General features: G+C 49.1%; 30 protein-coding genes and 2 pseudogenes. 14 read left to right on the top strand and 18 right to left on the bottom strand.

All coding sequences use genetic code 11. The features are described 5' to 3' along the window. Window positions 1–26 precede the first annotated feature (26 nt). From cls to DW121_RS04250, 3 genes are all read left to right on the top strand, one after another. Complete coding sequence (cls, locus tag DW121_RS04260; protein ID WP_255419889.1) at window positions 27–1,217, top strand: cardiolipin synthase; 1,191 nt, start codon at window positions 27–29, stop codon at window positions 1,215–1,217. Between the two features lie 84 nt (window positions 1,218–1,301). Further along, a complete protein-coding gene (locus DW121_RS04255) occupies window positions 1,302–2,096 on the top strand; it encodes a thymidylate synthase (RefSeq protein WP_117710803.1) in 795 nt (264 codons plus the stop codon). Between the two features lie 46 nt (window positions 2,097–2,142). After that, window positions 2,143–2,631 carry a dihydrofolate reductase gene (locus DW121_RS04250; protein WP_118323110.1) on the top strand — a complete coding sequence of 163 codons (489 nt, stop codon included), beginning with the start codon at window positions 2,143–2,145 and terminating at the stop codon, window positions 2,629–2,631. A 2-nt stretch (window positions 2,632–2,633) separates the two neighbouring features. Here DW121_RS04250 and DW121_RS04245 read toward each other — a convergent pair whose 3' ends face one another. Next, on the bottom strand, window positions 2,634–3,110 hold the full coding sequence (locus DW121_RS04245; protein ID WP_117710805.1) for an Lrp/AsnC family transcriptional regulator: 477 nt from the start codon (window positions 3,108–3,110) through the stop codon (window positions 2,634–2,636). Between the two features lie 696 nt (window positions 3,111–3,806). Here DW121_RS04245 and DW121_RS15680 point away from each other — a divergent pair. The 11 genes from DW121_RS15680 (at window position 3,807) to DW121_RS04190 (ending at window position 8,715) form a co-directional block, all read left to right on the top strand. Beyond that, entirely contained in the window at window positions 3,807–4,217 is a 411-nt protein-coding gene (locus DW121_RS15680) for a hypothetical protein (RefSeq protein ID WP_032588465.1), read from the top strand. A gap of 62 nt (window positions 4,218–4,279) precedes the next feature. Further along, window positions 4,280–4,615 (top strand): hypothetical protein, encoded by a 336-nt coding sequence (locus DW121_RS04235; RefSeq protein WP_004310306.1) that lies wholly within the window; start codon window positions 4,280–4,282, stop codon window positions 4,613–4,615. 7 nt (window positions 4,616–4,622) lie between these two features. After that, window positions 4,623–4,838, top strand: a complete 216-nt coding sequence (locus DW121_RS04230; protein ID WP_005643957.1) for a hypothetical protein — start codon at window positions 4,623–4,625, stop codon at window positions 4,836–4,838. 11 nt (window positions 4,839–4,849) lie between these two features. Continuing rightward, entirely contained in the window at window positions 4,850–5,071 is a 222-nt protein-coding gene (locus DW121_RS04225; protein WP_008019901.1) for a hypothetical protein, read from the top strand. A gap of 23 nt (window positions 5,072–5,094) precedes the next feature. Beyond that, the gene (locus tag DW121_RS04220) at window positions 5,095–5,514 is read left to right on the top strand and encodes a PcfK-like family protein (protein WP_004310304.1); all 420 of its coding nucleotides are present in this window, start codon (window positions 5,095–5,097) and stop codon (window positions 5,512–5,514) included. Further along, window positions 5,511–6,776: a PcfJ domain-containing protein gene (locus DW121_RS04215; RefSeq protein ID WP_008645912.1), complete on the top strand. Its 1,266-nt coding sequence runs from the start codon at window positions 5,511–5,513 to the stop codon at window positions 6,774–6,776. The genes DW121_RS04220 and DW121_RS04215 overlap by 4 nt, the downstream gene beginning before the upstream one ends. A 24-nt stretch (window positions 6,777–6,800) precedes the next feature. After that, a complete protein-coding gene (locus DW121_RS04210; RefSeq protein ID WP_008645913.1) occupies window positions 6,801–7,058 on the top strand; it encodes a hypothetical protein in 258 nt (85 codons plus the stop codon). A gap of 19 nt (window positions 7,059–7,077) precedes the next feature. Next, window positions 7,078–7,308: a DUF3873 domain-containing protein gene (locus DW121_RS04205; RefSeq protein ID WP_008645914.1), complete on the top strand. Its 231-nt coding sequence runs from the start codon at window positions 7,078–7,080 to the stop codon at window positions 7,306–7,308. After that, window positions 7,248–7,553: a DUF6956 domain-containing protein gene (locus tag DW121_RS04200; protein ID WP_032567514.1), complete on the top strand. Its 306-nt coding sequence runs from the start codon at window positions 7,248–7,250 to the stop codon at window positions 7,551–7,553. The genes DW121_RS04205 and DW121_RS04200 overlap by 61 nt, the downstream gene beginning before the upstream one ends. Before the next feature lie 53 nt (window positions 7,554–7,606). Continuing rightward, window positions 7,607–7,915: a hypothetical protein gene (locus tag DW121_RS04195; RefSeq protein WP_008645916.1), complete on the top strand. Its 309-nt coding sequence runs from the start codon at window positions 7,607–7,609 to the stop codon at window positions 7,913–7,915. Window positions 7,916–8,079: 164 nt separating this feature from the next. Next, window positions 8,080–8,715, top strand: a complete 636-nt coding sequence (locus DW121_RS04190; protein WP_117678617.1) for a hypothetical protein — start codon at window positions 8,080–8,082, stop codon at window positions 8,713–8,715. Between the two features lie 72 nt (window positions 8,716–8,787). On the opposite strand, the gene DW121_RS04185 is transcribed toward DW121_RS04190, so the two are convergent. From DW121_RS04185 to DW121_RS04105, 17 genes and pseudogenes are all read right to left on the bottom strand, one after another. Beyond that, the gene (locus tag DW121_RS04185; RefSeq protein WP_008645928.1) at window positions 8,788–9,315 is read right to left on the bottom strand and encodes a glycoside hydrolase family protein; all 528 of its coding nucleotides are present in this window, start codon (window positions 9,313–9,315) and stop codon (window positions 8,788–8,790) included. Beyond that, a complete protein-coding gene (locus DW121_RS04180; protein WP_008645930.1) occupies window positions 9,312–9,818 on the bottom strand; it encodes a DUF3872 domain-containing protein in 507 nt (168 codons plus the stop codon). Before DW121_RS04180 ends, DW121_RS04185 begins: the two co-directional genes overlap by 4 nt. An 18-nt stretch (window positions 9,819–9,836) precedes the next feature. Next, the gene (locus DW121_RS04175; RefSeq protein WP_008645933.1) at window positions 9,837–10,709 is read right to left on the bottom strand and encodes a toprim domain-containing protein; all 873 of its coding nucleotides are present in this window, start codon (window positions 10,707–10,709) and stop codon (window positions 9,837–9,839) included. Between the two features lie 7 nt (window positions 10,710–10,716). Continuing rightward, window positions 10,717–11,292, bottom strand: coding sequence for a conjugal transfer protein TraO (locus DW121_RS04170; protein ID WP_117681730.1), 576 nt, complete (start codon window positions 11,290–11,292; stop codon window positions 10,717–10,719). A gap of 2 nt (window positions 11,293–11,294) precedes the next feature. Beyond that, window positions 11,295–11,885 (bottom strand): annotated as a pseudogene (traN, locus tag DW121_RS04165) (conjugative transposon protein TraN); the annotation flags it as partial. Window positions 11,886–11,991: 106 nt separating this feature from the next. After that, window positions 11,992–13,803, bottom strand: coding sequence for a reverse transcriptase/maturase family protein (locus DW121_RS04160; protein WP_044545269.1), 1,812 nt, complete (start codon window positions 13,801–13,803; stop codon window positions 11,992–11,994). A gap of 34 nt (window positions 13,804–13,837) precedes the next feature. After that, a complete protein-coding gene (locus tag DW121_RS04155; RefSeq protein WP_228683657.1) occupies window positions 13,838–14,173 on the bottom strand; it encodes a hypothetical protein in 336 nt (111 codons plus the stop codon). A 191-nt stretch (window positions 14,174–14,364) separates the two neighbouring features. Then, window positions 14,365–14,769, bottom strand: a pseudogene (locus DW121_RS04150) (DUF4138 domain-containing protein); the annotation flags it as partial. Between the two features lie 54 nt (window positions 14,770–14,823). Continuing rightward, window positions 14,824–16,248 (bottom strand): conjugative transposon protein TraM, encoded by a 1,425-nt coding sequence (gene traM, locus DW121_RS04145; protein ID WP_117678604.1) that lies wholly within the window; start codon window positions 16,246–16,248, stop codon window positions 14,824–14,826. Beyond that, the gene (locus DW121_RS04140) at window positions 16,229–16,537 is read right to left on the bottom strand and encodes a TraL conjugative transposon family protein (RefSeq protein WP_032567516.1); all 309 of its coding nucleotides are present in this window, start codon (window positions 16,535–16,537) and stop codon (window positions 16,229–16,231) included. Before DW121_RS04140 ends, traM begins: the two co-directional genes overlap by 20 nt. A 5-nt stretch (window positions 16,538–16,542) precedes the next feature. Next, window positions 16,543–17,166: a conjugative transposon protein TraK gene (gene traK / locus DW121_RS04135; protein WP_004308925.1), complete on the bottom strand. Its 624-nt coding sequence runs from the start codon at window positions 17,164–17,166 to the stop codon at window positions 16,543–16,545. Window positions 17,167–17,197: 31 nt separating this feature from the next. After that, a complete protein-coding gene (gene traJ, locus DW121_RS04130) occupies window positions 17,198–18,202 on the bottom strand; it encodes a conjugative transposon protein TraJ (RefSeq protein WP_005643924.1) in 1,005 nt (334 codons plus the stop codon). A 3-nt stretch (window positions 18,203–18,205) separates the two neighbouring features. Continuing rightward, window positions 18,206–18,835 carry a DUF4141 domain-containing protein gene (locus DW121_RS04125; protein WP_004308927.1) on the bottom strand — a complete coding sequence of 210 codons (630 nt, stop codon included), beginning with the start codon at window positions 18,833–18,835 and terminating at the stop codon, window positions 18,206–18,208. Between the two features lie 30 nt (window positions 18,836–18,865). After that, a complete protein-coding gene (locus DW121_RS04120; protein WP_008645944.1) occupies window positions 18,866–19,249 on the bottom strand; it encodes a DUF3876 domain-containing protein in 384 nt (127 codons plus the stop codon). Window positions 19,250–19,293: 44 nt separating this feature from the next. After that, entirely contained in the window at window positions 19,294–21,798 is a 2,505-nt protein-coding gene (locus tag DW121_RS04115; protein ID WP_032567519.1) for a TraG family conjugative transposon ATPase, read from the bottom strand. Next, on the bottom strand, window positions 21,795–22,127 hold the full coding sequence (locus DW121_RS04110; RefSeq protein WP_007749041.1) for a DUF4133 domain-containing protein: 333 nt from the start codon (window positions 22,125–22,127) through the stop codon (window positions 21,795–21,797). The genes DW121_RS04115 and DW121_RS04110 overlap by 4 nt, the downstream gene beginning before the upstream one ends. A gap of 10 nt (window positions 22,128–22,137) precedes the next feature. Next, complete coding sequence (locus DW121_RS04105; RefSeq protein ID WP_008645856.1) at window positions 22,138–22,449, bottom strand: DUF4134 domain-containing protein; 312 nt, start codon at window positions 22,447–22,449, stop codon at window positions 22,138–22,140. Between the last annotated feature and the right edge of the window lie 41 nt (window positions 22,450–22,490).

Below are 22,490 nucleotides of genomic sequence, written 5' to 3'. Positions count from 1 at the left end.
TATTCGTCATATTATTTACATTTTTCATTGGAAGCGTCCGGGCACAAAGCACCAGCGATTCTCTCGTGATGGGCTATATGCAAGAAATGGGAATACCGCTGACTTACAACAATAAAGTTGAGCTGTTAATGACCGGTCGCGAGAAGTTTATTGATTTATTTGAAACCATCCGCCATGCCCGGCATCACATTCATCTGGAGTATTTCAACTTCCGTAACGACTCTATCGCCAATGCCCTTTTCGATTTACTGGCGGAAAAGGCAAAAGAAGGCGTGGAGGTGCGCGCCATGTTCGATGCATTCGGCAACTGGTCCAATAACCAACCGCTAAAGAAACGTCATTTGCAGGCAATAAAGGCGCGCGGTATCGAGATTGTCAAGTTCGACCCTATCACTTTCCCCTATATCAACCATGCCATGCACCGTGACCACCGCAAAATTGTTGTTATCGACGGAAAAATCGGTTATACAGGCGGAATGAACATTGCCGACTATTACATCAACGGCTTACCCAAAATAGGTAAATGGCATGATATGCACATACATATAGAAGGAGATGCCGTACGTTATCTGCAAGGTATCTTCCTGACGATGTGGAATCAGGAAACCGGACAACACATCGGTGGTCCGGCGTACTTTCCCAACCTGCCCCAGTATCCGGACAGCATAGCCGAGGAAGTTTCAATAGTAGACCGTACTCCGCGGGAAACGCCCCGTTCCATCAGTCATGCTTATGCCGTCTCAATAGAAGCTGCCCAGAAAAACATTCAAATAGTAAATCCCTATTTTGTACCAACAAAATCCATTCGTAAAGCTATCAAGAAAGCACTAAAGAAAGGTACGGAGGTGGAAATAATGATACCGGCAGTATCGGATATTCCTTTTACTCCCGAAGCTTCTTTCTACATTGCACACAAACTGATGAAACGGGGAGCCAAAATCTACTTGTTTAAGGATGGATTCCACCACTCCAAAGTAATGATGGTGGACAGTTCTTTCTGCACAGTAGGTACGGCAAACCTCAACAGCCGCAGCTTGCGCTACGACTATGAGACAAATGCTTTCATCTTTGACCCGTCGACAACGCACCAACTGAACAGTATGTTTGAAAGGGATAAGAAGAACAGCATCTTGCTTACCCCCGAAATATGGAAGAAACGCTCCGGCTGGAAGAAATTTATCGGCTGGGTCGGGAATCTGATGACTCCTTTCCTGTAAGTCGTTCCACCATTTTTTTAATCTCTAATCTTTAATTTCCCAAGAACTTTGTCTACCTTTGGCAAAGCTTTTAATAAGTAATCCATGAAACAGTATTTAGACTTACTCAACCGTGTGTTGACTGAAGGCATAGAAAAAAGTGATCGCACCGGAACCGGCACTATCAGTGTGTTCGGACACCAGATGCGTTTTAATATGGACGAGGGATTCCCTTGCCTGACAACCAAAAAACTCCATTTGAAATCTATTATCCACGAACTATTGTGGTTCTTAAAGGGCGATACGAATGTAAAGTACTTGCAAGAGAATGGTGTACGTATCTGGAATGAGTGGGCTGACGAAAATGGAGATTTGGGGCATATCTACGGTTACCAATGGCGCTCGTGGCCGGATTACAAAGGCGGAACTATTGATCAAATCAGTGAAGCGGTAGAAACAATCAAACACAATCCGGATTCACGCCGTATCATAGTCAGCGCATGGAATGTAGGTGATTTGGATAACATGAATCTGCCGCCTTGCCATGCTTTCTTTCAATTCTATGTAGCCAACGGGCGACTCAGCCTGCAACTTTACCAACGAAGTGCGGACATTTTCCTTGGAGTACCCTTCAACATTGCATCGTACGCATTGCTTTTACAAATGGTAGCTCAAGTTACGGGATTGCAGGCAGGAGATTTTGTACATACTCTGGGAGATGCGCATATCTATCTGAACCACTTGGAGCAAGTAAAACTCCAACTAAGCCGCGAACCGAGAGTACTTCCGCAAATGAAAATCAATCCGGATGTAAAGAGCATCTTCGACTTTAAGTATGAAGACTTTGAATTGGTTAATTATGACCCGCATCCGCATATCGCCGGGAAAGTAGCAGTATAAGAGAAGAATCCTTCATCATTGAAAACCATTTGATTATACTAGATATATGATTAGCATCATCGCCGCAGTAGACCGCCATATGGGTATCGGTTATGAAAATAAATTATTATTCTGGCTTCCCAACGACCTGAAACGCTTCAAAGCGCTTACTACCGGCAATACAATCATCATGGGGAGGAAAACTTTTGAGTCACTGCCCAAAGGCGCCTTACCGAATCGGCGCAACATTGTCTTATCTACCCGCCCCGGCACACAATGTCCGGGTGCGGAAGTTTTTCCCTCACTTGAGGATGCTTTGAAAAACTGTACAGAGGATGAACAGGTCTATATCATAGGTGGAGCCAGCGTTTATCGCCAAGCTCTCCCCTTGGCAGATGCACTTTGCCTTACAGAAATAGATGCTGAAGCTCCCACGGCAGATGCTTATTTTCCGGAAGTAGACCCCAAAATATGGCAAGAAAAAAGCAGGGATTCCCATCCGATAGACGAGAAACATCCCTGCCCTTATGCTTTTGTCAATTATATCCGCCGATAGGATTATTCCTCTTCCTCGTCTATTACTATCGGCATCTGACGCCTAATAGCCTCATGGAATGAAATCAACGTCTCCGTACGCGATAATCCCAGCGGCTGTAATTTATCGTGGATAATGCTCAACAAGTGATGGTTATTCCGCGCATACAACTTAACAAACATATCATATTTACCCGTAGTAAAGTGGCACTCCACAATCTCAGGAATGGCTTCCAACGCTTTTGTCACGGCATCAAAAGTAGCGGGATCTTTTAAATAGATTCCGATATATGCACAAGTCTCATATCCTATCTTCTCCGGATCTATGACATATTCCGACCCTTTCAAGATTCCCAAATTAGTTAGTTTCTGAATACGCTGGTGAATAGCGGCTCCAGATACATTACAAGCTCTGGCTACTTCAAGGAAAGGAATACGCGCATTATCGGCAATCAACTGCAGTATTTGCTCGTCTAAAGTATCCAATTGATGATGTCCCATTTTTAATTTCAATAATTAATTAAATAAATAATTTCACCGTATTCCGCTACGGCAATGTGCAAAGTTAGCCATTTTTTCTCCAATAAAAATACGAATTATAACTTTTCTTGCTAAAAAGAGAATAATCGCATATATCAGGTTATACGGACAAAAGTCGTATCTTTGTAAAATGAAGTTACGAAAAGAGTGTAATTTATTGGAAATGAGCATTGGGTAATCGCTCATAATAGTAATAGGTTACGAATTAGTTAGTTATCTACTGCATTATTCTTCTGTGCGTTGCGTAACCTTCAAAGAACTCTTCGTATGCAAAAGTAACAATAAAACGGGAGATTTAGAAATGAATCTCCTGATTTTTCTTCTCACACAAGTTTTTCCGTAAAAGCGATTTTATCCGTCAGCACACCATCGCCCAAAAAGATTTTGAACGAACGTGTGCCGACTGCCGCATAAGCGGAGAAAAGGGCTTTGCCTCATGCCTAAACAATAGTTTAGACTGATGAGACAAGGCCCCTTTCTTTTGTGCTTATGCCAAAGAGGTGCTTTTACGGGGTTTTGACGATTTTTCTTTTTTCGTTGTCCTTTTGAGCCGGAAGCGGAAAGCCGTGTATGACCGCACATTCCATAAATGGAACAAGCCGTCACTCACGGCAGACAAACCGGGAAGAATGATTTTATCCATCCGACCAAACACGTTTGGCCAAACAGATAAAAACATACTTCCTTGCCGATGGTTTGCTCGGTTTCACGCTACCGGCTATGTTCTTTTCTGTTGGGGATGTCTTTTTCACGGATTTCTCTTTTGAAGTTTTCCTGTCTAATCTGCCTCCACTTCCGTTTACCTCCATTTTCGCGCCTTTCAGTGAGCCGCATCAGGCAGTCATTTTCGTGCTGGGTGCAAAGGTAACTCCGGGATTGTACGGGAAAGCAAGGTCAAGCCTCCTGTTTTCTGGAAAAATCTCCAGCCTTTCGGGTAGTATTTTTCCGAAAAACCTTGCATTCCCTAATCCCTACCTTTTTAAGCACCCGAAACGAAAACGACCGATGCGACAGAAAGACGCATTAAAAAAAATGTCGGATAAACGAGAAGCAGATAAGATAGTTTGAAACTCAACTCCCTCAGCTCTTGAATCCGCATTAAAAAACAAAAAATCAAAAACAAAACGGATATGAGAACGGCAATAGCAACAAAATTCGTGGCATGGGAAGTACCAAGTTTGGAGAACCTGCAAGGCAGCAAGGTGTACGGACTTCGCACCAAACTGAACAATGGTGAGAAATTGAGCCGAGAGGAAAAGGATTGGCTTACACGCAACGTGAACAGCAACACCTATTTCAAGAGCGCAGTACCCTTGCAAGGTTGGATGTTTGACTTTTCCGACATTCTCCGAACCTACATTGTAAAGCAGTATGGACATTGGGCGGAATACAAGGCTACCGACAAGACCGCACTCCGCAGTTTCCTATACGGCAGGATAGACAGCATCGTGGAACTTAACAAATGATACGGCTATGACAGCAACGGTAAATTTCAGACAAATGGCGCAATACATAGGGCTTGCGATATGCACCCTAATCATGCGCACCGCCTTTTGGGTGTCCGGCATCCTTTGGTACATCGTCAGAGAGATAATAAACGGAGTGTTCCGAGTGGCAATAGGGGTAATCGTGGCTATTCTTTCCGTTATCCTGTTCTTCGGCTTCATTCTTTGGTTATTCACCCTTTAATCCCTACCGACATGGCAAAGAGAAGAAGCAAGACAGTGGAGCAACAATGCAGATACTACGAGGTGGGCAACATCTTCGAGTACATGGTGGAAACATACCTCAACGGCAATATGTCCGTGTTCCGTGGACTCTACCACGAACTGAACAAGGACGCACGGAAGGACTTTATAGACTTCCTATTGAGCGAGGTTGAGCCGATTTATTGGAGGGAGATTTTGAAACATACTATTTGACAACTCATAAAAACGACAGCGATATGAAAGGAACAGACCATTTCAAGAGAACGATACAGATGTATTTGGAACAACGTGCGGAGGAAGACACGCTCTTTGCGAAGAACTACCGCAATCCAGCCAAGAACATTGACGATTGCGTTACCTACATTCTGAACTATGTGCAGAAAAGCGGTTGTAACGGCTTCACGGACGGAGAGATATACGGACAAGCAGTACACTACTATGACGAGAACGAGATTGAGGTGGGCAAGCCTATCCAATGCCAAGTGGCGGTGAACCACATTGTGGAACTCACGGCAGAGGAAAAAGCAGAAGCACGTCAGCAGGCAGTCCGCAGATACCAAGACGAGGAACTCCGCAAGTTGCAGAACCGCACCAAGCCGACAAAGGCGAAAACAGAAACCCAAGTTCAACCCTCATTATTTGATTTTGGCTTATGAAACCGAGAAACAAATTTGAAAAAGCAGTTCTTGCCCAAAGCAAGAAACTACGCCCGATAACCCCGATACAGATAAATTGGGCATTCCGTAATTGCGTGGAGCATTATGCACACCGCTTGCCGAAAGGTCGTACCACTTGTATGGATTGCGGTCATAGTTGGGTAATGACGGAGCAGACCGAGCATTGTACGTGTCCCGAATGTGGAGCAAGTTTGAAAGTCTGCCTCACCTATCAGCGCAAGGTAAGACAAAAGCAGTATTTCACAACCCTTACCACAAGCGGAGAATACCAAGTGCTACGAATGTTCTTGCTTGTCGTGGGTATGGAGAAAGGGGTTAATGCCAAGTCCTATGCCCTTGAAATCGGGCAGTATTGGTGGAATGAACAAGGGCGTAAGGCTGTTGTTGCCATTCCACGCACATTGGGATGCTACATCGACACGTTCTCATTCGCTTCTCCTTTTGCTATCCGCAATGACAATGAAGCGTACCGCCATATCTCATATTCCCCGATATATCCAAGATATAAGGTGTTGCCGACGCTCCGCAGAAACGGCTTTAACGGCAATTTCCACGACATTGTACCCACCAAACTAATACCGGCATTATTGTCGGACAGCCGTGCGGAAACGCTGTTGAAGGCAGGGCAATATCCCATGTTGCGCTACTATCTGTACCACTCTTTCAATATTGGAGAGTATTGGGCTTCAATCAAGATATGTATCCGCAACGGCTATACCATTGAGGACGGCTCAATGTGGCGTGACACCATAGACCTCCTGCGTCATTTCGGCAAGGACACAAACAGCCCGAAATACGTTTGCCCTGCCGACCTCAAAGTTGAACACGACAAGTTGGTGGCAAAGCGCAACCTGCAAAGGAAACATGAGTGGACTGAACAGCAACGCAGGAAAGCGATTGAGGACGAGAAACAATATCTGAAAGCTAAGGGCATATTCTTCGGACTTGCCTTTACCGACAGCCTTATTTGCGTCAAAGTCATAGAGAGCGTGGAAGAAATGGCAGAGGAAGGAAGGACGATGCACCATTGTGTGGGCGGTTACCACAAACGAAAAGACTCCCTTATCCTATCCGCCACCATTGACGGAAAACGAATTGAAACGATAGAGGTGTCACTAAAAACTTTTGAGGTGGTGCAGTGTCGTGGCGTATGCAACGAGAACTCCGAATACCACGACCGCATCATCGCCCTTGTGAACAAGAACGCCAACCTTATCCGCCAGCGGATGAAAGCGGCATAATATCGACATCTAACAACTAACATTATGGAAGTAAGATTTGAAAGCATGGTTTTCCTATGGGATGATAAAATCCCCACGATGTTCCTTGAATTTATGAACCTCCTCACTCTTTGTCAGAGTGAGGAGCAATTAAGGGCGAGCGTCAAGGACTTTGCCGAGAAACACGAACTTGACAAGTTCTTTTATTACGGCTTCGGCTCACATCATTTCTACCTGCACCAACGCTATACGAGTAACCCCGAAATAGTGATGCAGAACAGAGTGTTGTCAGTACATTTCTAACCATCTAAAAATAACGATTATGAGTACACGGATGACCATCAACGGAGTAAGCACCTGCACGCAAGCAGGGACAGAGAAATACGAGAAGTCCCAAACGGGTATCGGCAGACGTAAGCGGACACTTATGCAATACGACTACCGCCACACGGACGGGGAATTGTTCTCTTGTGTGAAACCCACGTTAGACGAGTGCCGAGCCGCACGGGACAAGTGGCTGACGGCAAAGGAAAGAAAGGAGGACAAGCGATGAACGAAGTTGCCTACCAAACGCTGATAGTCAAGTTCAGCGAGCCAATCAAGGCATTGGACGGAATGTTTGATGATGCCGAAGCATGGGGAGTTGATACCCTGAAGGGGTGGATAGACAACTATGAAAGTAGCAGGTTTACTGCCATTGACAGCCATACGGCAGTCATAACGAGCGAGTATAACATGGAGTGGCTGAAAGAGTGGCTGGAAAGATGCACACCCATAGCCGAGAAAACTGAATTTTGAACGTTGTGGCGGTGTCCGCACCGCCACAACATAACGCCTAAAATACAACGAATATGATAGCGAAGACAATTTTGGAGCAGATAGGTGGCAGACGCTTTGCCACCATGACGGGAAGCAAAGACTTCATAGACATGGGCAACGGCTTACGCATGAGCCTTGCGAGGAACAAGACGAGTGCCAACCGCCTTGACATCATCTATGATGCAGGGGCAGACCTCTACAATATGCGCTTCTACCGCAGGACGTTCAGCAAAAAGACATTCGAGTGCAAGACGAAAGACATAGAAACGCACGAGGGGATATATTGCGATATGCTGGAGGAAATGTTCACGATGGTGACGGGGCTTTACACCCGTTTTTGAACGATGGGCGGCGAAAGCCGCCTACTTTCTTTCAGTGAGCATGATGGCGGACAAAGAAAGTAGCAAAGAAACCTTTGTTCCAATCTTCGATAAAATTCTTATTTGAATATGTAAAATTAGCCATAAAAGGCTAATTTTGCATTGTTATTTTTTTGTATATTAATATGAATATAGAAGATTTACAACTAATTGTAGAAACAATATATCAGCACAATCCATCTGCATATAAACGAGGAGGAGATGTTGAGTTGTTGAATTCTCATATAAAAGCGATACAACATCTGAAAGAGGTCAATAAAATACATTATAAAGAATATAATTTGACTGATTTAGAAGCATTAAGTATCGTCATCCTTGAAGGCTTTGGTAGTTCTCGGTTCATACAAGAACCTCTGTATAATAGGCGTAAATTGAATGCCTTAACAGAAGTTTTAATCCAAAACTTAGATAGTGCATTAAGAAAAGCTCCTAAAAATACTCACCCTGTGTTATATGCCAATGATGGTTTTATGCGTGGTAATAATAGGATTGGAGATATTTTTACCGTAAATGGCTTTTTTACGACATCAATAGATGATTTTGATAATGCTCATTCTATAAAATGGATAATTGAGCCTTTACCGGAAGGTCAAACAAAAGCTTATGAAATATATAAAATATATAATCATGGAGAGGATTGTCCGTATCCTGAATATCAAGTGGAATTTGAAAGAGGAACAAAATTTGAGATAACTGACATAAAGAAAGGCAAAGAATATAATGTAGTTCATATAAAAGAACTGCCATCTCAAACTATCTGATAGCAGCAATATATTAGAAAATCCGATGAAGTTGCGGCTTCATCGGATTTTCTTTTGTCAGGTACTTATTATTTATGGTACATACAACAGTGCAAACTCCGCCTTTCTCCGTTTGAGCAGCATGGCGTGCCGTTTCCCCTTGTAGTTGCAGAAAGCGATATACTCCCGATAGATGTTCCTGTCGCCCGCCTCCAACTTTCGGATCAGCGTGCTTTTGGGAATCTTTCCGCTACCCAAAAGTCGATATGGACCGACATTGTAGGCGAGCGTGGCAAGCAGAAGCGAATCCTTCCCGAACTGCTGGAACATCGCGCAGAACTTCCGCAGGTCTTTTCGCAGAAGCGCGTCCGCCTGCCGCTTCGTCATGGTGCGTGCCGAATACCTTTCCCCCGGCTGCAACCGATGTCCATATCCTACATACGGGTGATGTTTTTCCGAATGCCAGCCCTCAAAATACTTCGTGCATCGCACCGCCCTCTCGAAAAGCGGCAGCCGGTAGATAGCCGCCTGCCCGTCCGTTCCCTCATGGCGTCTGTTCCGTGCGGACACGGAACAGACCGCCAGAAGCGAACAGAGGATAGCCATGAATACACGCATCATCGTGTAAGGGGCTTGAAGTTCCCGATGGGGACAACAGTGATAACCCCGTCATCCTTCACGTTTCGGTTGTTGAAGTCAAATTCCAACTCGTAGGAGTTGCTGAAATTGTCCTCCACTACCACGATGAAGTTGTGCGCTTCCTCACCCGCCGCCGTGTAGTACAGCCGGAACTTCTCGTTTTCAAGCAGGTAGCGGTCATTGGGCAGGAACGTGATTCCGTTGTCCATTTTCAGCGTGCCTTCCCCCTCGAACTGGAAATACCGGATGGTGTAGAGGGTGTTGGCGAAGTCGCCCGTCTTTTTCAGCTCACAGCGGATTTCAACCGTCTGCCCCTTCGTCACCTTGTTCGGCACGGGCATGGTTTCCACCGTGAAGGGATAGGATTGCTGTATGTCCATGTCGTCGTCACACGATACGAGCGTGAGCGACACGGCAGCGAACAGGCAGAGTGCCAACGTCTTGAAGATTGATATTCTCTTGTTTTTGTTGTTCAGTATGTTCATTGTCATTTGATTTTTAAGTTATTGTTCTTTTTTGGTTGTCAGTTGCAGATACTCGTTCAAGTCCTTGCAACCGTCATAGAGAGCGGAACGGTCATAGACACGTTCTCCATAATGTCCTTTCAGCGTTTTCAACGTGCGCCGTCCGGCTGCGTCATGGTCGAGATAACAGTCTATGCACCCGCAGCCGTCCAGATACCTCATTGCCTTTTCCACGTTGGCAACAGAGTTCAATACGAGGCACTCACCCTTTTCCAATCCGAACGTGGCAGCAGAAAGAAAGTCCATGAAGCCTTCAAAAACGCTGCACACGTCAGCCGGAGAGCCTTCCGCCTTGACCAGCGACACATCTTTCGGAGGCACGCATCCTTTGAAGAAGCGGCTGCGGATCTCATATCCACCCGCCACGTTCGGGAAACCGACGGCAAAATATCGTTTGCCACGCACACAGTAATTCAGTCGGCAGCAGTAGCGTGATGCGACAACGTAAGGAATGCTCCGTTCCGCCAGATAGTCTGTCAGTGGAGAACGAAGCAGAGGGACGGCTTCCACTCCCTCAAAGGCAGGTTCTGTCTGCTTCGGAATGTAGGTCGGTTTGTCAAACTCTGCAATCTGCATATTAGAGGTTCCCGCTATAAACTTCACTTGTTCCATGAAGTCGCCACTTCCGATAAACTCCCCGGCAAGCGTGAAGATGTCACCACCTTTGCCCAGACCGAAGTCGTACCAGAGCTGTTTCGCCACGTTCACACGGAAAGAGGGCGTGCGCTCGCCCCTATACGGGGCGATATACCACAGCTCGTTACCGCTCCTTCTGACAGGCTCATGCCCCAGCCGTGCGAGAAAAACCGCAATGGGCATTTGTCTGATGATGTCTATTTCCGTCCGTTCCATGTCCGTGTCAGTTGATGATGAACTTGATTCCGACCCCGAACTGCGTATGAAACTTCCTCGTGTCGCCACCCCACAGGCAACGCTCCCGGAGGTTGGCGAGCAGGGCGATACGGTCTGCCACGTAAAACTCCACATCGAGCGTCAGCGCACCGCCGTAGATGAAGGCGTCCCGGTCATGGAGCGTGGAGCCGTCATGCAGTACCTTTTCGCCCCAGTTCACCGATTCATATCCGGCAAGAGCCGAAGCACCTGCATAGACGAACACGATTTTACGGGCATCGGAAAGTATCTTGAAGTCGTATCCGCCCTCCACCGTGAACTGCGCCACGGGTATCTTTCCGTCCTTGTAAGGGTTGTTCTTCAACAGATATTCGCCGCCGAACACCCATTTGTTCCCCTTTTTCGTGTAGGTGGAGAGAGCCGCCCCGAAACTGTACCCGCCGTCGTTGCCGCCGGGATTGAAGCGGTCCGCCATGTTCGCCCTGACCTCGATGCCCTGCATCTTCGGCAGGCATCGCTGGGCGTGCGCCTGCCCCGTAACCAGGGCAAGCGACGCGATGATTATTGCGATGTACTTTCTCATGGTCAGCGCACTTGAAGTTCGTTGATGGTATTGGCACGTACCAAGTCCTCGTTCTCAATCACGAAAGACTGGTGACGCCCCCCGTTCTTCTCGTTGAGTTCCACCACGAGGCATTTATCGTCGGGGATAGTGAACTTCGCCATCGTGAACACCGTGCGCTCGCTCTTCTTGCCCGGCACGAGTGTGGCGTAATTCTGCGCACGGAGCGGCAGGATGATCTGCTCCTGCACGGCGGTACGCTTCGCCACCTTCTTGTCCACGATTTTCCATGTGATGTAGTCCACATCGAAAGGCACATTGCTCTGGTTCTTTATCTCCGTGTGGAAATAGAGCAAACCATTATGCGTGTAGATACCTTTCAGCAGATACTGGATACCGAATCGCTTGCAGCCGATGTGCTTCACCTCGCGCTTGTTCTGCTTGTGGATGGACTTCATGATAAGGCGTACCAGCATCGGGCTTTCGCTGCCCAGTTCCTTCAGATAGATTTCCTGCGCATTGTTCGGGCGGTTCACCTTCTCGCCGTCATGGATGAAGTCGCACATCTCCACATTGAGCAGCAACGGTTCGGAGGCATATTTCACGTGTAGGCTCGGCGATGGGCGCCTTACCACCTTTCGGTGGTAGGTTTCCCATAGCCTGCCCCCGAACCGTACGTGCAAGTCTCCCTGCATACGGCTCTCCACTGGTAATGTCAGTTTATTTGTCATGAGCATGAATGTTTGCATTACAATGTTTGCATACTGCCAACGTCTTACGCCATTTCTTAATCATCAGTCGGTGCCACTCCGTATCGGTATTTATACCTTTGAGTTTACGGACTTGATACATTACGGTCTTGACATTGGTTGCTCCACACAATTCACATTTGTGCTCCATGAGTCTCTCCGCAAGAGTGGGGAAAGGAAGTACAAACGTGTTAGGTAGATTATCGCAGGTTGCGTCTTTGTCCGGCTCTTGCCTTGCAAAGCCGTCATTATAGAGTATTCGGAACTTGGTTTCTCCTTTCTTTGCTTGATAAGGTATCGCCAGGTCATGGTCTCTTCTGTACTTTCGTATAACCTTGGCAGTTGATGAATTTAGTTTCTTTGCCAAAGTTTTGCAGAAACTATATCGCATTATGTAACCGAATTTACTTCCTGCAAAAGAGATGTTGTCCGCAATCCTATAATATTGGTACAAACCTCTGATTTCAGTTGTATAGCGTGCGCAGATTGTGGCTGGGTCTTCTTTGGTCAGGTAATTGCGTGGCATGGCATACCAGATTTCCTTTCCATTGATTACCCTAAGCTCCATTGCTTTCAGTTCCAATAATTTCTTTTGGACGGAGGCGATAGGCAGAGCCAGTATTATGCGTCCGCTGAACGGTCTCTTCAGCCATCCCAGCTTGTTTCGCTTCATGGCTTCGGATTTTCTGACAGAGATTTCATACCCAAGAAACTTTGCTGAATCCTGCGCATTTGTGATAAGGGTCTTTTCTTCGGAGAGTTCAAGCTTTAGTTTGTCTCTCATGAATATTGTAAAGTTCTCTTTCATTTTCGCACAGTCTGCTTTACTACCAATTACACCGATTAGAAAGTCATCGGCATATCTGATATATTTAAGTCTCTTGTAATTACTATCCATTGCCATAGATGCCGGCACTCTCCGTGTCTTAGCTTCCACCTCTTTCAGTTGTGTCAGCAATTCACGTTTCGTATCCTCATCAGTGGCGTTTCGGATAGTCTTGCGTAATCTTACAGCCTTTCGGCTGTAACTTGCGTGGAGTGGGTTTTCCCGCTTTTTCTTGCCCTTGTCGAATGATTCCGCATATTCACGCATGTATTTATCGAACTTATCAAGGTAGATATTTGCCAAGATAGGGCTTATTATCCCTCCTTGGGGAGTTCCCGAATACGTCTTGTGAAATGTAAAATCTTCGATATATCCAGCCTTTAGGAATTTCCATATCAGTCGAAGAAATCTTTCATCTGATATGCGCTCACGAAGAGTTTCAATCAGAATATGGTGGTCGATGTTGTCGAAGAATCCTTTGATGTCACCTTCGATGAACCAGTTCGCACCAGTGAAAAGAGTTTGGATGGAACGCAAAGCCGTATGACAGCTTCTTCTTGGTCTGAATCCATGCGAGGAATTCTCAAAATGTCCCTCATAGACAGCTTCAAGAATAAGTCTGACGACCTCTTGCACCATCTTGTCTTCGATTGATGGGATGCCCAATGGTCTTTTCTTCCCATTCTTTTTAGGGATATAGACTCTTCGGGCAGGCGTTGGCATGTAACTTTCATCCTTTAGCGCAGCTATCAGATGTCCTATTCTATCAACGCTCATTCCGTCAATGGTCTTACCGTCTGAGCCGGGTGTCATGTTGCCCGGTTTCGCATAAATGCTCTGGTAGGCTACATAAAACATCTGTTCATTGAATAGGATGCGGTACAACCTTTCGTACTTGTAATGCACATCTTTGCTATGTGCAGATAAACTGTTTAATATGGTCTCTGGATTTCTCATACGTCTCACACGTTATCGTTTGACAATATTAAAATTACCGAGCTGTTCCCCTTCGCCATGTACGTGGCTTTCCCACGCTCAGACTACTACGGGAACTCCGTTGCCATGCGGAGTTTTCAGAGCCTGTGCTCATAGCCTTTCGGCATCTCCGTGTAGGCAATCCCCATTTAGTGGACTTGATAACTTGGCTTGACAGACTGTCGGATGCAACGTACATCCCTTTCTGTTCTCTGACGGATATGTCGCAGTAAATTCCTTGCCCATCACTCCGTTCAATAAGCGTGGGTACTGCGAGGCAACGTATATAACTGCTTTCCGTTGCCACCTCTACATTAGTCATAGGACTATTGTTCAACCAATCAGGTTTCATCCTCGTGCCTGTCTTTTCCCATAGCAATTCAGTCGCAGTTTAGCAATTAACTGACTTATCGCGTTACCGACATGCTTCACTCCCCGTTTGGTTTCCCATTCGGATAAGTCGGTCTGGGATAGGTTTATAAATTGGAATACTAACCTAATCACTTGCCAAAGTGATTATTATCAAGCCCCTATTATGGGCGCACTGAAGGTATAGAAACTCCCGTCCTCTGTTATCACGGACATATTGGTTTCGTTCGGGAAGTTCCTCACGGTAGCCTTCACGCGGATGACGTTCTCCGCTCCGTCGGCTTTGCCCGCAATCAGGTCGGGCGAACCTAAATCGACGTAACGAACCTCCGAGGGGAAAATGACGTGGACGGTCTTGTCGTAGGTCACTTCCAAGCCGTGCGGAGGGACCATGCGGTCAAAGGTCAGCTTCTTTGTCAGCCCGTGATACAGGTCGCCGTCCGCCTCCTTCTGCGGATAGACCTCCTTTGTCAAGGTCGGTTGTTCACTTCCGTTGTCCTTTCCAACGGTTACGTTCTCCTGCGCGTTGGCAGTTACGATGCCCATAGCGAGGGCAAACATGATGATTACTTTTCTCATTACTTTGGATTTTAGTGGTAAATAAAAATTGGATTGTTGTTACTTTTTCTGTTTTCAATTCCTGTCCTGATAGAGCATTACCTTATACCCGGCTTTCAGATGCACCTTGACGGTACGCATCTTCTTGGCGATATACTGGCTTGTGCCTTGTATCAGCCCCTTGCCCAAATCGGAGGCAAGCTGCGCCCCTGCGTTGGTGGAGATATTGATGCTGCTGCCCAGCGAGCCGCCCATGTTGGCGGCAACCTCCCTGACGGCATTCATTTCCATCGAGTTGGGAATAAAGATACCGGGTTGCCCGTCCGTGTCATACACCGCCAGCTCCACCGGAATGATAGTGCCGTCATATTCCAACGACGTGATTCCTATGTCAAGCCGTTCGCCCTGAATCTTTGCTGTGCCTACCACCACCGCATTGCGGGGGATGATTTTGTCCGCTACCTCCATCGGCTCCAGCAGCCGGAGTTTGACAGCTTGCCCGTCGGTCACGCTCTGCGCCCCATAGACACACGCCGATATGGTGTTCTTGTCTGATACGGTCGTGACGCCCACCGCCGTATTGAAACTGCGGTTACGCTCCTGCGAGAATGAGGCGACAAACTCGGCGTTGCTCATCGGCTGTGAGAGCGAGGATACCACCTGATGCGTCACCTGCCTGACAGGTGCAGCCGTGTTCTTTCCGGCTTTCTGCACGGGGTAAGGCTCAGCCGCCTGTCCGACAGGTGGCTGTGTGCCGTTCTGTCCGCCCATGTACTTCGCCGCCAACTCGTAAGACTTCTCCATGAGTGCCACTTGGTCATCCATAGCGGACGCCTTGTCTTTCTCGCTCTCCAGTTTCGATTCCAGCGAGGCGATGCGCTCCAACAGTTCATCCATTTCCGCGTTGTCGTTCTTCGGCTGCTCGTAGAAGTTGCCGAGCGTGGCATTGAGGTCGCGGTAGGCGGCTGCGGATGATTGGATGGTTTTCGGAGCGGATGATGTTGATGTTGCTTCTTCCGCATTTCCGGGATTAGCAAGGTCGAAGTCCCTGCCGCCGTCCGTTTCCGCCACCTCGCGGTCGAACATATCGCCCAGTTCCTGCATGGCACGGCTGCGGTTCTCCTGCCGTTCTTCCATCGCCCCCTGCTCGTAGGCTTTCGCCTTGTCGCCGATGATCTGGCGGTTCGTCTTGTCCGCGTCGGGCATTTCGATGTTGTAACCTCCCGTCCCCGGTTGCTGCTCCTTGTCGGAAGACGGGGCGAATATCAGCCACATCGCCCCGATGAATACCAGCACCATAGCGGGCAACACTATCATTTTCTGACGTTTCAGCCTTTGGGCTTCGGTCAGCGGCTTGCGCTCCTTGGCTTTGCCTTCCTCCTTCGCGCCTTGGCCATTCAAGCAGGCTTGATGGCTCTCGGCTTGGCGTTGGTTCTTCGGTTTCCCGTTGTCGGGAGCCGCCTTGTTCTCGTTTTTAGGTTCATTCTTCGTCTGTTCCATATAAATAAGGTATTACATTATGATTGTTGTCCGGCTTTACGGACAGTTCCACTTGTCCGGCATGGTCTGTCACCATACGGCTGCCGTCATTCCTGCCGATGTCATAGACGGCTTTTCCGAAGGTGTAGAGGGCAAGCACCGTGAAGGCGGCGAGCATCGTCAGCACGATGCGTTTGCGTGTCTTCGGAGGCAAACCGTCCAGATAGCCTTTGAGCCTTGCCACCAGCATTTTCTTTTTGTCGTGGAGTTTCCAGTACGCACGCCAAAATGATTTCCTGATTTTCTTCATGTCCGTTACCTTTTGATGGTTTGTAAATCCTTGTTCTCGATGATGGTGAATCCCTCGATGGTGAAACCGTTGGGATTGTCGTCCGAACGGGACGAGTTCAAGAGGCGGCACGTCGTCACGAGGCTGCGCTCGGTGACGTTGCTTTGTCTGATGATCTTCTGCGTGGCGTAGGTCACGGCACGGTAGGGATAGCCGTTGAAATCGCATACCACGCTGTCCACCTTCAGCACTTGGTTGATATTCCCGGCGATGATACGGTTGTAGTACCCCTTCTCGGCGAAGTCCGAATAGTAGTTGTACACGCTTTTGTCCGCTAATAGCAGGGCGCGTTTCACATTATGCTCTATCGCGCTCTTTTCGGGCGAGAGCGTGAAGAACAGCTCGTGGAAGCGGCGCACGTGTTCCCTTGCCTCCGCCGGACGGTTCTGCGACAAGTCCTGCGAGAGAGCCAGCATCAGCGACTTGCCGTTGTCCAGCACGTAAATCTTTTCCCGTTGTCGCTCAGCGAAGCGGTAGGAACTCCACACGCTCCATACCGTTATCACGGCGCACAGCGAGAGGAAGACGATACCGAACAGGCGTATCTGCCTGAACGATGATTCGATGTTTTTGAGTGACTTAAATTCCATTGTTGTTTATTCGTTTTTAATTGTCAGTTGATTATTTCAGCAGTTTCCCGGCACGTCCGACCACGTTTCCTGCGGCTGCACCCGCCACGCTGCCCGCCATGCTTCCGGCTCGTCCTGCCGTCTGGTTCACGTTGCGACCGTAGCTTCCCATGCCTCCGGCTTGGATAATCCAGCCTGCCACCGTCGGGATGGTGAAGTAACCGATGATGCCGATTATCATGAAGACGATATACACCCCGTCGCTCGAATCCAGCGAAAAGTTCGGGTCAGCCTGCATCCGTTCGATGTCGCTTTGCAGCATCAGCACTTGGATTTTCGCCAGTATGGTGCTGAACATATCCGACACGGGCAGCCACAGATAGACCTGTATGTAGCGGCATATCCATTGCGTGAGCGTGCTTTGGAAGCCGTCCCATACCGATATGGCGAAGGCTATCGGACCGAGTATCGCCAGCACCACGAGGAAGAACGTGCGGATGGTGTCTATCACGAGTGCGGCGGCTTGGAACATCAGTTCCAATATCTCGCGGAAGAAGTCGCGGATGCCCTTCTTCATGTTGTACATCCCGCGCTCGATATACATCCCCGCCATCGTCACCATGTCGCCGGGCGACCAGCCCAGTTCCTCCAACTGTTTGTCAAACTCCTCGTTCGACACGAGGTAGGCGGTTTCGGGATTACGCATCATCGCCTCGTATTCCAGTTTATCCTTCTGCTCACGGTATCGGTTCATGTCCAGCGTTTCCGCCTCCAGCATCTTTGCCGTACCCTGCACGACGGGCGACATGATGCTGTTTATCGTACCTAATACCACCGTCGGAAAGAACATGATGCACAAGCCTATCGCAAAGGGGCGGAGCATAGGGAACACGTCTATCGGTTCGGCTCTCGCCAGCGACTGCCACACCCGGTAGGCGACGTAGAACAGCGCGCCCAGCCCGGCAATGCCTTTCGCCACACCCGCCATGTCCCCGCATAGCGGCATCATCTGCTCATAGAGCGAGCGCAGAATCTGGTGAAGGTTGTCGAAATTCATAGGCTACCAGTATCTTTCGTTCATGTTCCCGTACAGCCCCATGATGCGGTCGAGGTCGTTCTTCTTTTTTGCCCGCAGGTAGCTCACGCTGATGTTCTTGTTGGTGTAGTAGCTCACGAGGTTGCGGTAACGCTTCATCTTGGAGTAACAGCGTTCCACCACATCCATGCGCTCCTTGTCCGTCATGGAGAGCGTGGTGATGTTCACCACGTTCTTCAGTTCCGTCAGCACGTCGTTGGATTCCTCCAACAGCTTGGTGTAGCCAAAGGCGATGGCTCCCAGTTCCTCCACCGTGAAGTTGTCGTCACGCATCATCTTCTGGAAGCTGGTCACATAGGTGTCGGTGATGTCACCCACCATCAGGATGGTCTGCTGCACCTTCCGGGCGTCCTTTACCAGATTGTTCACGGATTTGAGCGCGTCGTAATACTTCTTGCCCTGCTCGTAAATCTTCACCGTCTCTTGAAAATTTTTTATCATATTCTGGGCGGTCGTGGAAGTGTGTACCACGTTCTTCGAGGTGTTCACGATGCTCTGCGCGATGTTGGACGGGTCTATCACCGCCCACTGTGCGCTTGCCCTGCCGACTGCAAACAGGCACAGGCAGATAATAAGTGTTATTCTTGTTCTCATGTTACTTTGGATTTTAGTGGATTTCATTATTTATTGCTTGCCTATCGGATGGTCCGGTTTCGGGTTCACGCGCACATAGTCCCCGTTGGGCGAGAAGGTCAGGATGTCCGTTGCTTCGTTGTAGGACACGTCGATACGGAAGCCGGTGTTCATGAACAGGTTGCCGTTCTCTTCCTGCAAGAGATAGGTTTCCGGCTTCAGTTTGCGGCGCAGCCCGCTACGCTTGAACACCGTCACCTTATAGGCTTCGCCCTCCTTGTAGATAAGCACGTCGGGCTTGCCCTCTACGCTTTCCCAGTTTCCGCAAAGCAGGTCACGGCGGTTGTCCGCTACATCGCAGGATTGCAACACCATGACCGCCAGCCCGATTAAACACTTGCTGACTTGCAGCATTTTCGTTCTTGATATACTCATACGCATTTTCTTTTTTAGTTGATGAATCTGTTTTTACTTATTGCCTATTCCTTGTTTCTCCGTCTTTCGGCAAGCTGCCGGATGGCGGCTTCAATGTCGCCGCCCAGCTGCTCCGCCAGACGGTACACCTCTACTTTTTCCGTTTCTTCGGTGGTGTACGCCAGATACTCTTCAGCACTAACTTCGGTGGCATAGACCGCCGACTGCGTGCCGCCCAGTCCTATCCACACTTCCTTGTAGAGCCTTGACGGGTTGTTCGCCATGTTGATGGAGAGTATCTGCGACTTCTCCTTCTCCGTCAGACCCAACAGGGACTGTATGGCATCAAACTTGTTCATGTACTTCCGCTGGTCGAGAAGGATTTTGCAATCGGAGTTGTTGATGATGCTTTCCTTGACCACGGGCGAGGAAATGATGTCGTCCACCTCCTGCGTCACCACGATTGCCTCCCCGTAATACTTGCGCACGGTCTTGTACATATAGCGCAGGTATTCAGCCATGTTCGCCGAAGACAACGCCTTCCAAGCCTCTTCCACAATCAGTTGTTTCCTTACGCCTTTCAGACGGCGCATCTTGTTGATGAAGGCTTCCATGATGATGATGGTCACGACCGGGAAAAGCTCGCGATTCTCCTTAATACTGTCAATCTCGAAGACGATGAACCGCTTGCCGAGCAGGTCGATGTTCTCCGTGGAGTTGAGCAGGAAGTCGTAGCGTCCGCCCCGGTAATACTGCCGCATGGTGGTGAGCATATTGTCGATGTTGAAGTCTGACTTCTCCACCTTTATCTCACGTTCCGCCAGTTCGCGGCGGTAGTCGTCGCGCATATACTCGTAGAAGGTGTTGAACGAGGGAACGATGCTCCGGTCAGCCCTGATACGCTCGATGTAGGCGTTCACCGCACTGCCCAGTTCGCCGCTTTCCGTCTTCGTCACTTTGTCATCCTCCGACTTCCAGAGCGTCAGCAGCAATGTCTTGATGCTGTCCTTCTTCTCCACGTCGAACACGTAATCATCGGTGTAGAACGGGTTGAACGAAATCGGTTTCTCCTCCGTGTAGGTGAAATACACGCCATCCGCCCCGTTTGTCTTGCGCCGGATCATCTCGCACAAGCCCTGATAGGAGTTTCCCGTGTCCACTAATACCACGTGCGTACCTTGCTCGTAGTATTGCCTCACGAGGTGGTTCATGAAAAACGACTTGCCACTGCCCGAAGGACCCAACACGAACTTGTTGCGGTTGGTCGTGATGCCCCGCTTCATCGGCAGGTCGCTGATGTCGAGGTGCAACGGTTTTCCCGTAAGCCTGTCCACCATCTTGATGCCGAAGGGCGATAATGAGCTGCGGTAGTTGGTTTCCTCCGTGAAGAGACACACCGCCTGCTCAATGAAGGTGTGGAAACTCTCTTCCGCCGGGAAGTCCGCCGCGTTGCCGGGCATCGCCGCCCAGTAGAGCGTCGGGCAGTCGATAGTGTTGTGGCGGGGGACGCACTCCATGCTGGCAAGCTGGCTGCCTACGTCGTTCTTGATATGCTTCAGTTCCTCCGCGTCATCGCTCCATGCCATGACATTGAAGTGAGCCCGTACCGAGGTCAGCCCGTAGGAATGGGCTTCGTTCAGGTACTGGTCTATCCACTCGCGGTTGATGCTGTTGCTCCGGCTGTATCGGGAGAGCGACTGCATATTCCTCGCGGACTTCTCGAATTTCTGCAAATTTTCCTCGCTGTTGTCGATAATCACATACTGGTTGTAGATGTGGTTACAGGAAAGCAGCAGCCCCACGGGGGAGGCGAAGGAGAGGCGGCAGTCCGAACGGTCGGTGGAGAGTTTCTCGTAGCGGATGTCGGTAGCCACCTTTCCGGGCATATCCTCCGCGTTGGAGAGGGTGTGCAGGCACAGGCGGTTGTCACCGATGCGCATTTCCCTTGCCGAGAGGTCGATGTCTTGCAAGGCCGTGTCGCCTTCGGGCATGAGCGAGAAGTAACGCTCTATCAGCCCAGCGGACTTCTCCGTCCCGACAAGCTCGTCGGTGGAGAGGCGGCGCAGCCTGACAAAGCCGCTGTCGTTCATGATGCGCTCGAACTGTTCGGCGGCTTCCATGAACTTCCCGGCGGTTTCCCTGTCCAGCTCCTTCGGGATGATATGTCCCCGGCACAGCGTACTGAAGTTGCTCTGCATCCGGTTACGTTCCTTCGTCGTCTTGGTCAGGTAGAGATAGCAGGAGTGTTTCAGGTACGGACGCTCGTTGAAGTGTCGTTCAAAGGAGCGGCTCAAAAAGCTCATGTCATCCTTTTGCAGTTCCGGCTTGTAGCGTTCCTTGATGAACCAGTCCTGCTTATGCACGACGCAGAAGTCCGGCAGCACCTTGATAGCCTTGCACCAGCAGCCGTGTATTGCCTCGTACTCCGCGCCTGTCACGGTATAAAGCTCCGGCAGTTCCACCTCGAAAGCCACCGTGATGTCGGCGTCTTTGGAAATGATGCAGCCATGCTCCACCGACAGCAGCGGGAACTTGTTTTCCAGTGTTGTCATTTTGGATGTATTTCTCATGTCGTTTCTTCCTTTCGTTGCCGTTTGAATAATCGGGTGATCCGCCGCCGGTTGATAAGGTATCGGGGATGGCTCCTTGCCGCTCCCAATTTCATCAGCCCGTGTTCGCCGTACCGGGCGTTCAGCGCGAAGGTCTGCCATACGAGGACGGAAGACGATGCCGCGCCGAAGCCGATACATATCCACTGGTCGATGCCGACCATGTAGAGGATGACGAACAGGACGAAGAGAGCCAGCAGACCTCCGCAGAAGATGAAGAGGTACTGAGCCTTTAGACCCTTGAACTCAACCGGACGGCCGATACCCTTGTTTATCGGGTATTCAGCCATACATTGTTTATTAAAGGAAGAATGAGCGCAGGATAGTCGCAGCGACAATCAGGAAGATACAAGCCCCGAACCATGAGGCGGCTGTCTTGCTCGTGTCGGGGTCGCCGGACGAGAACTTGCCATAGACTTTCACGCCTCCGATAAGACCGACCACCGCGCCGATGGCGTAGATTAATTTCGTGCCGGGGTCGAAATACGAACTCACCATAGAGGTGGCTTCGTTAATACCTGCCAGACCGTTTCCTTGCGCAAATACGGAGGCGGTTGCGGCAATCATGAGTGCCGCAGAGATGATGAACTTTTGTCTGATGTTCTTGTTCATAAACAGTTCTTGTTTTGTGCCGTCCAAAGGGTGGATAGTCC

This window comes from Bacteroides sp. AM10-21B (genome assembly GCF_003472565.1).
Classification (GTDB): Bacteria; Bacteroidota; Bacteroidia; order Bacteroidales; family Bacteroidaceae; genus Bacteroides; species Bacteroides propionicigenes.
Note: the sequence above shows the minus strand (reverse complement) of the source record. Positions and strands in the feature narration are given on the sequence as shown.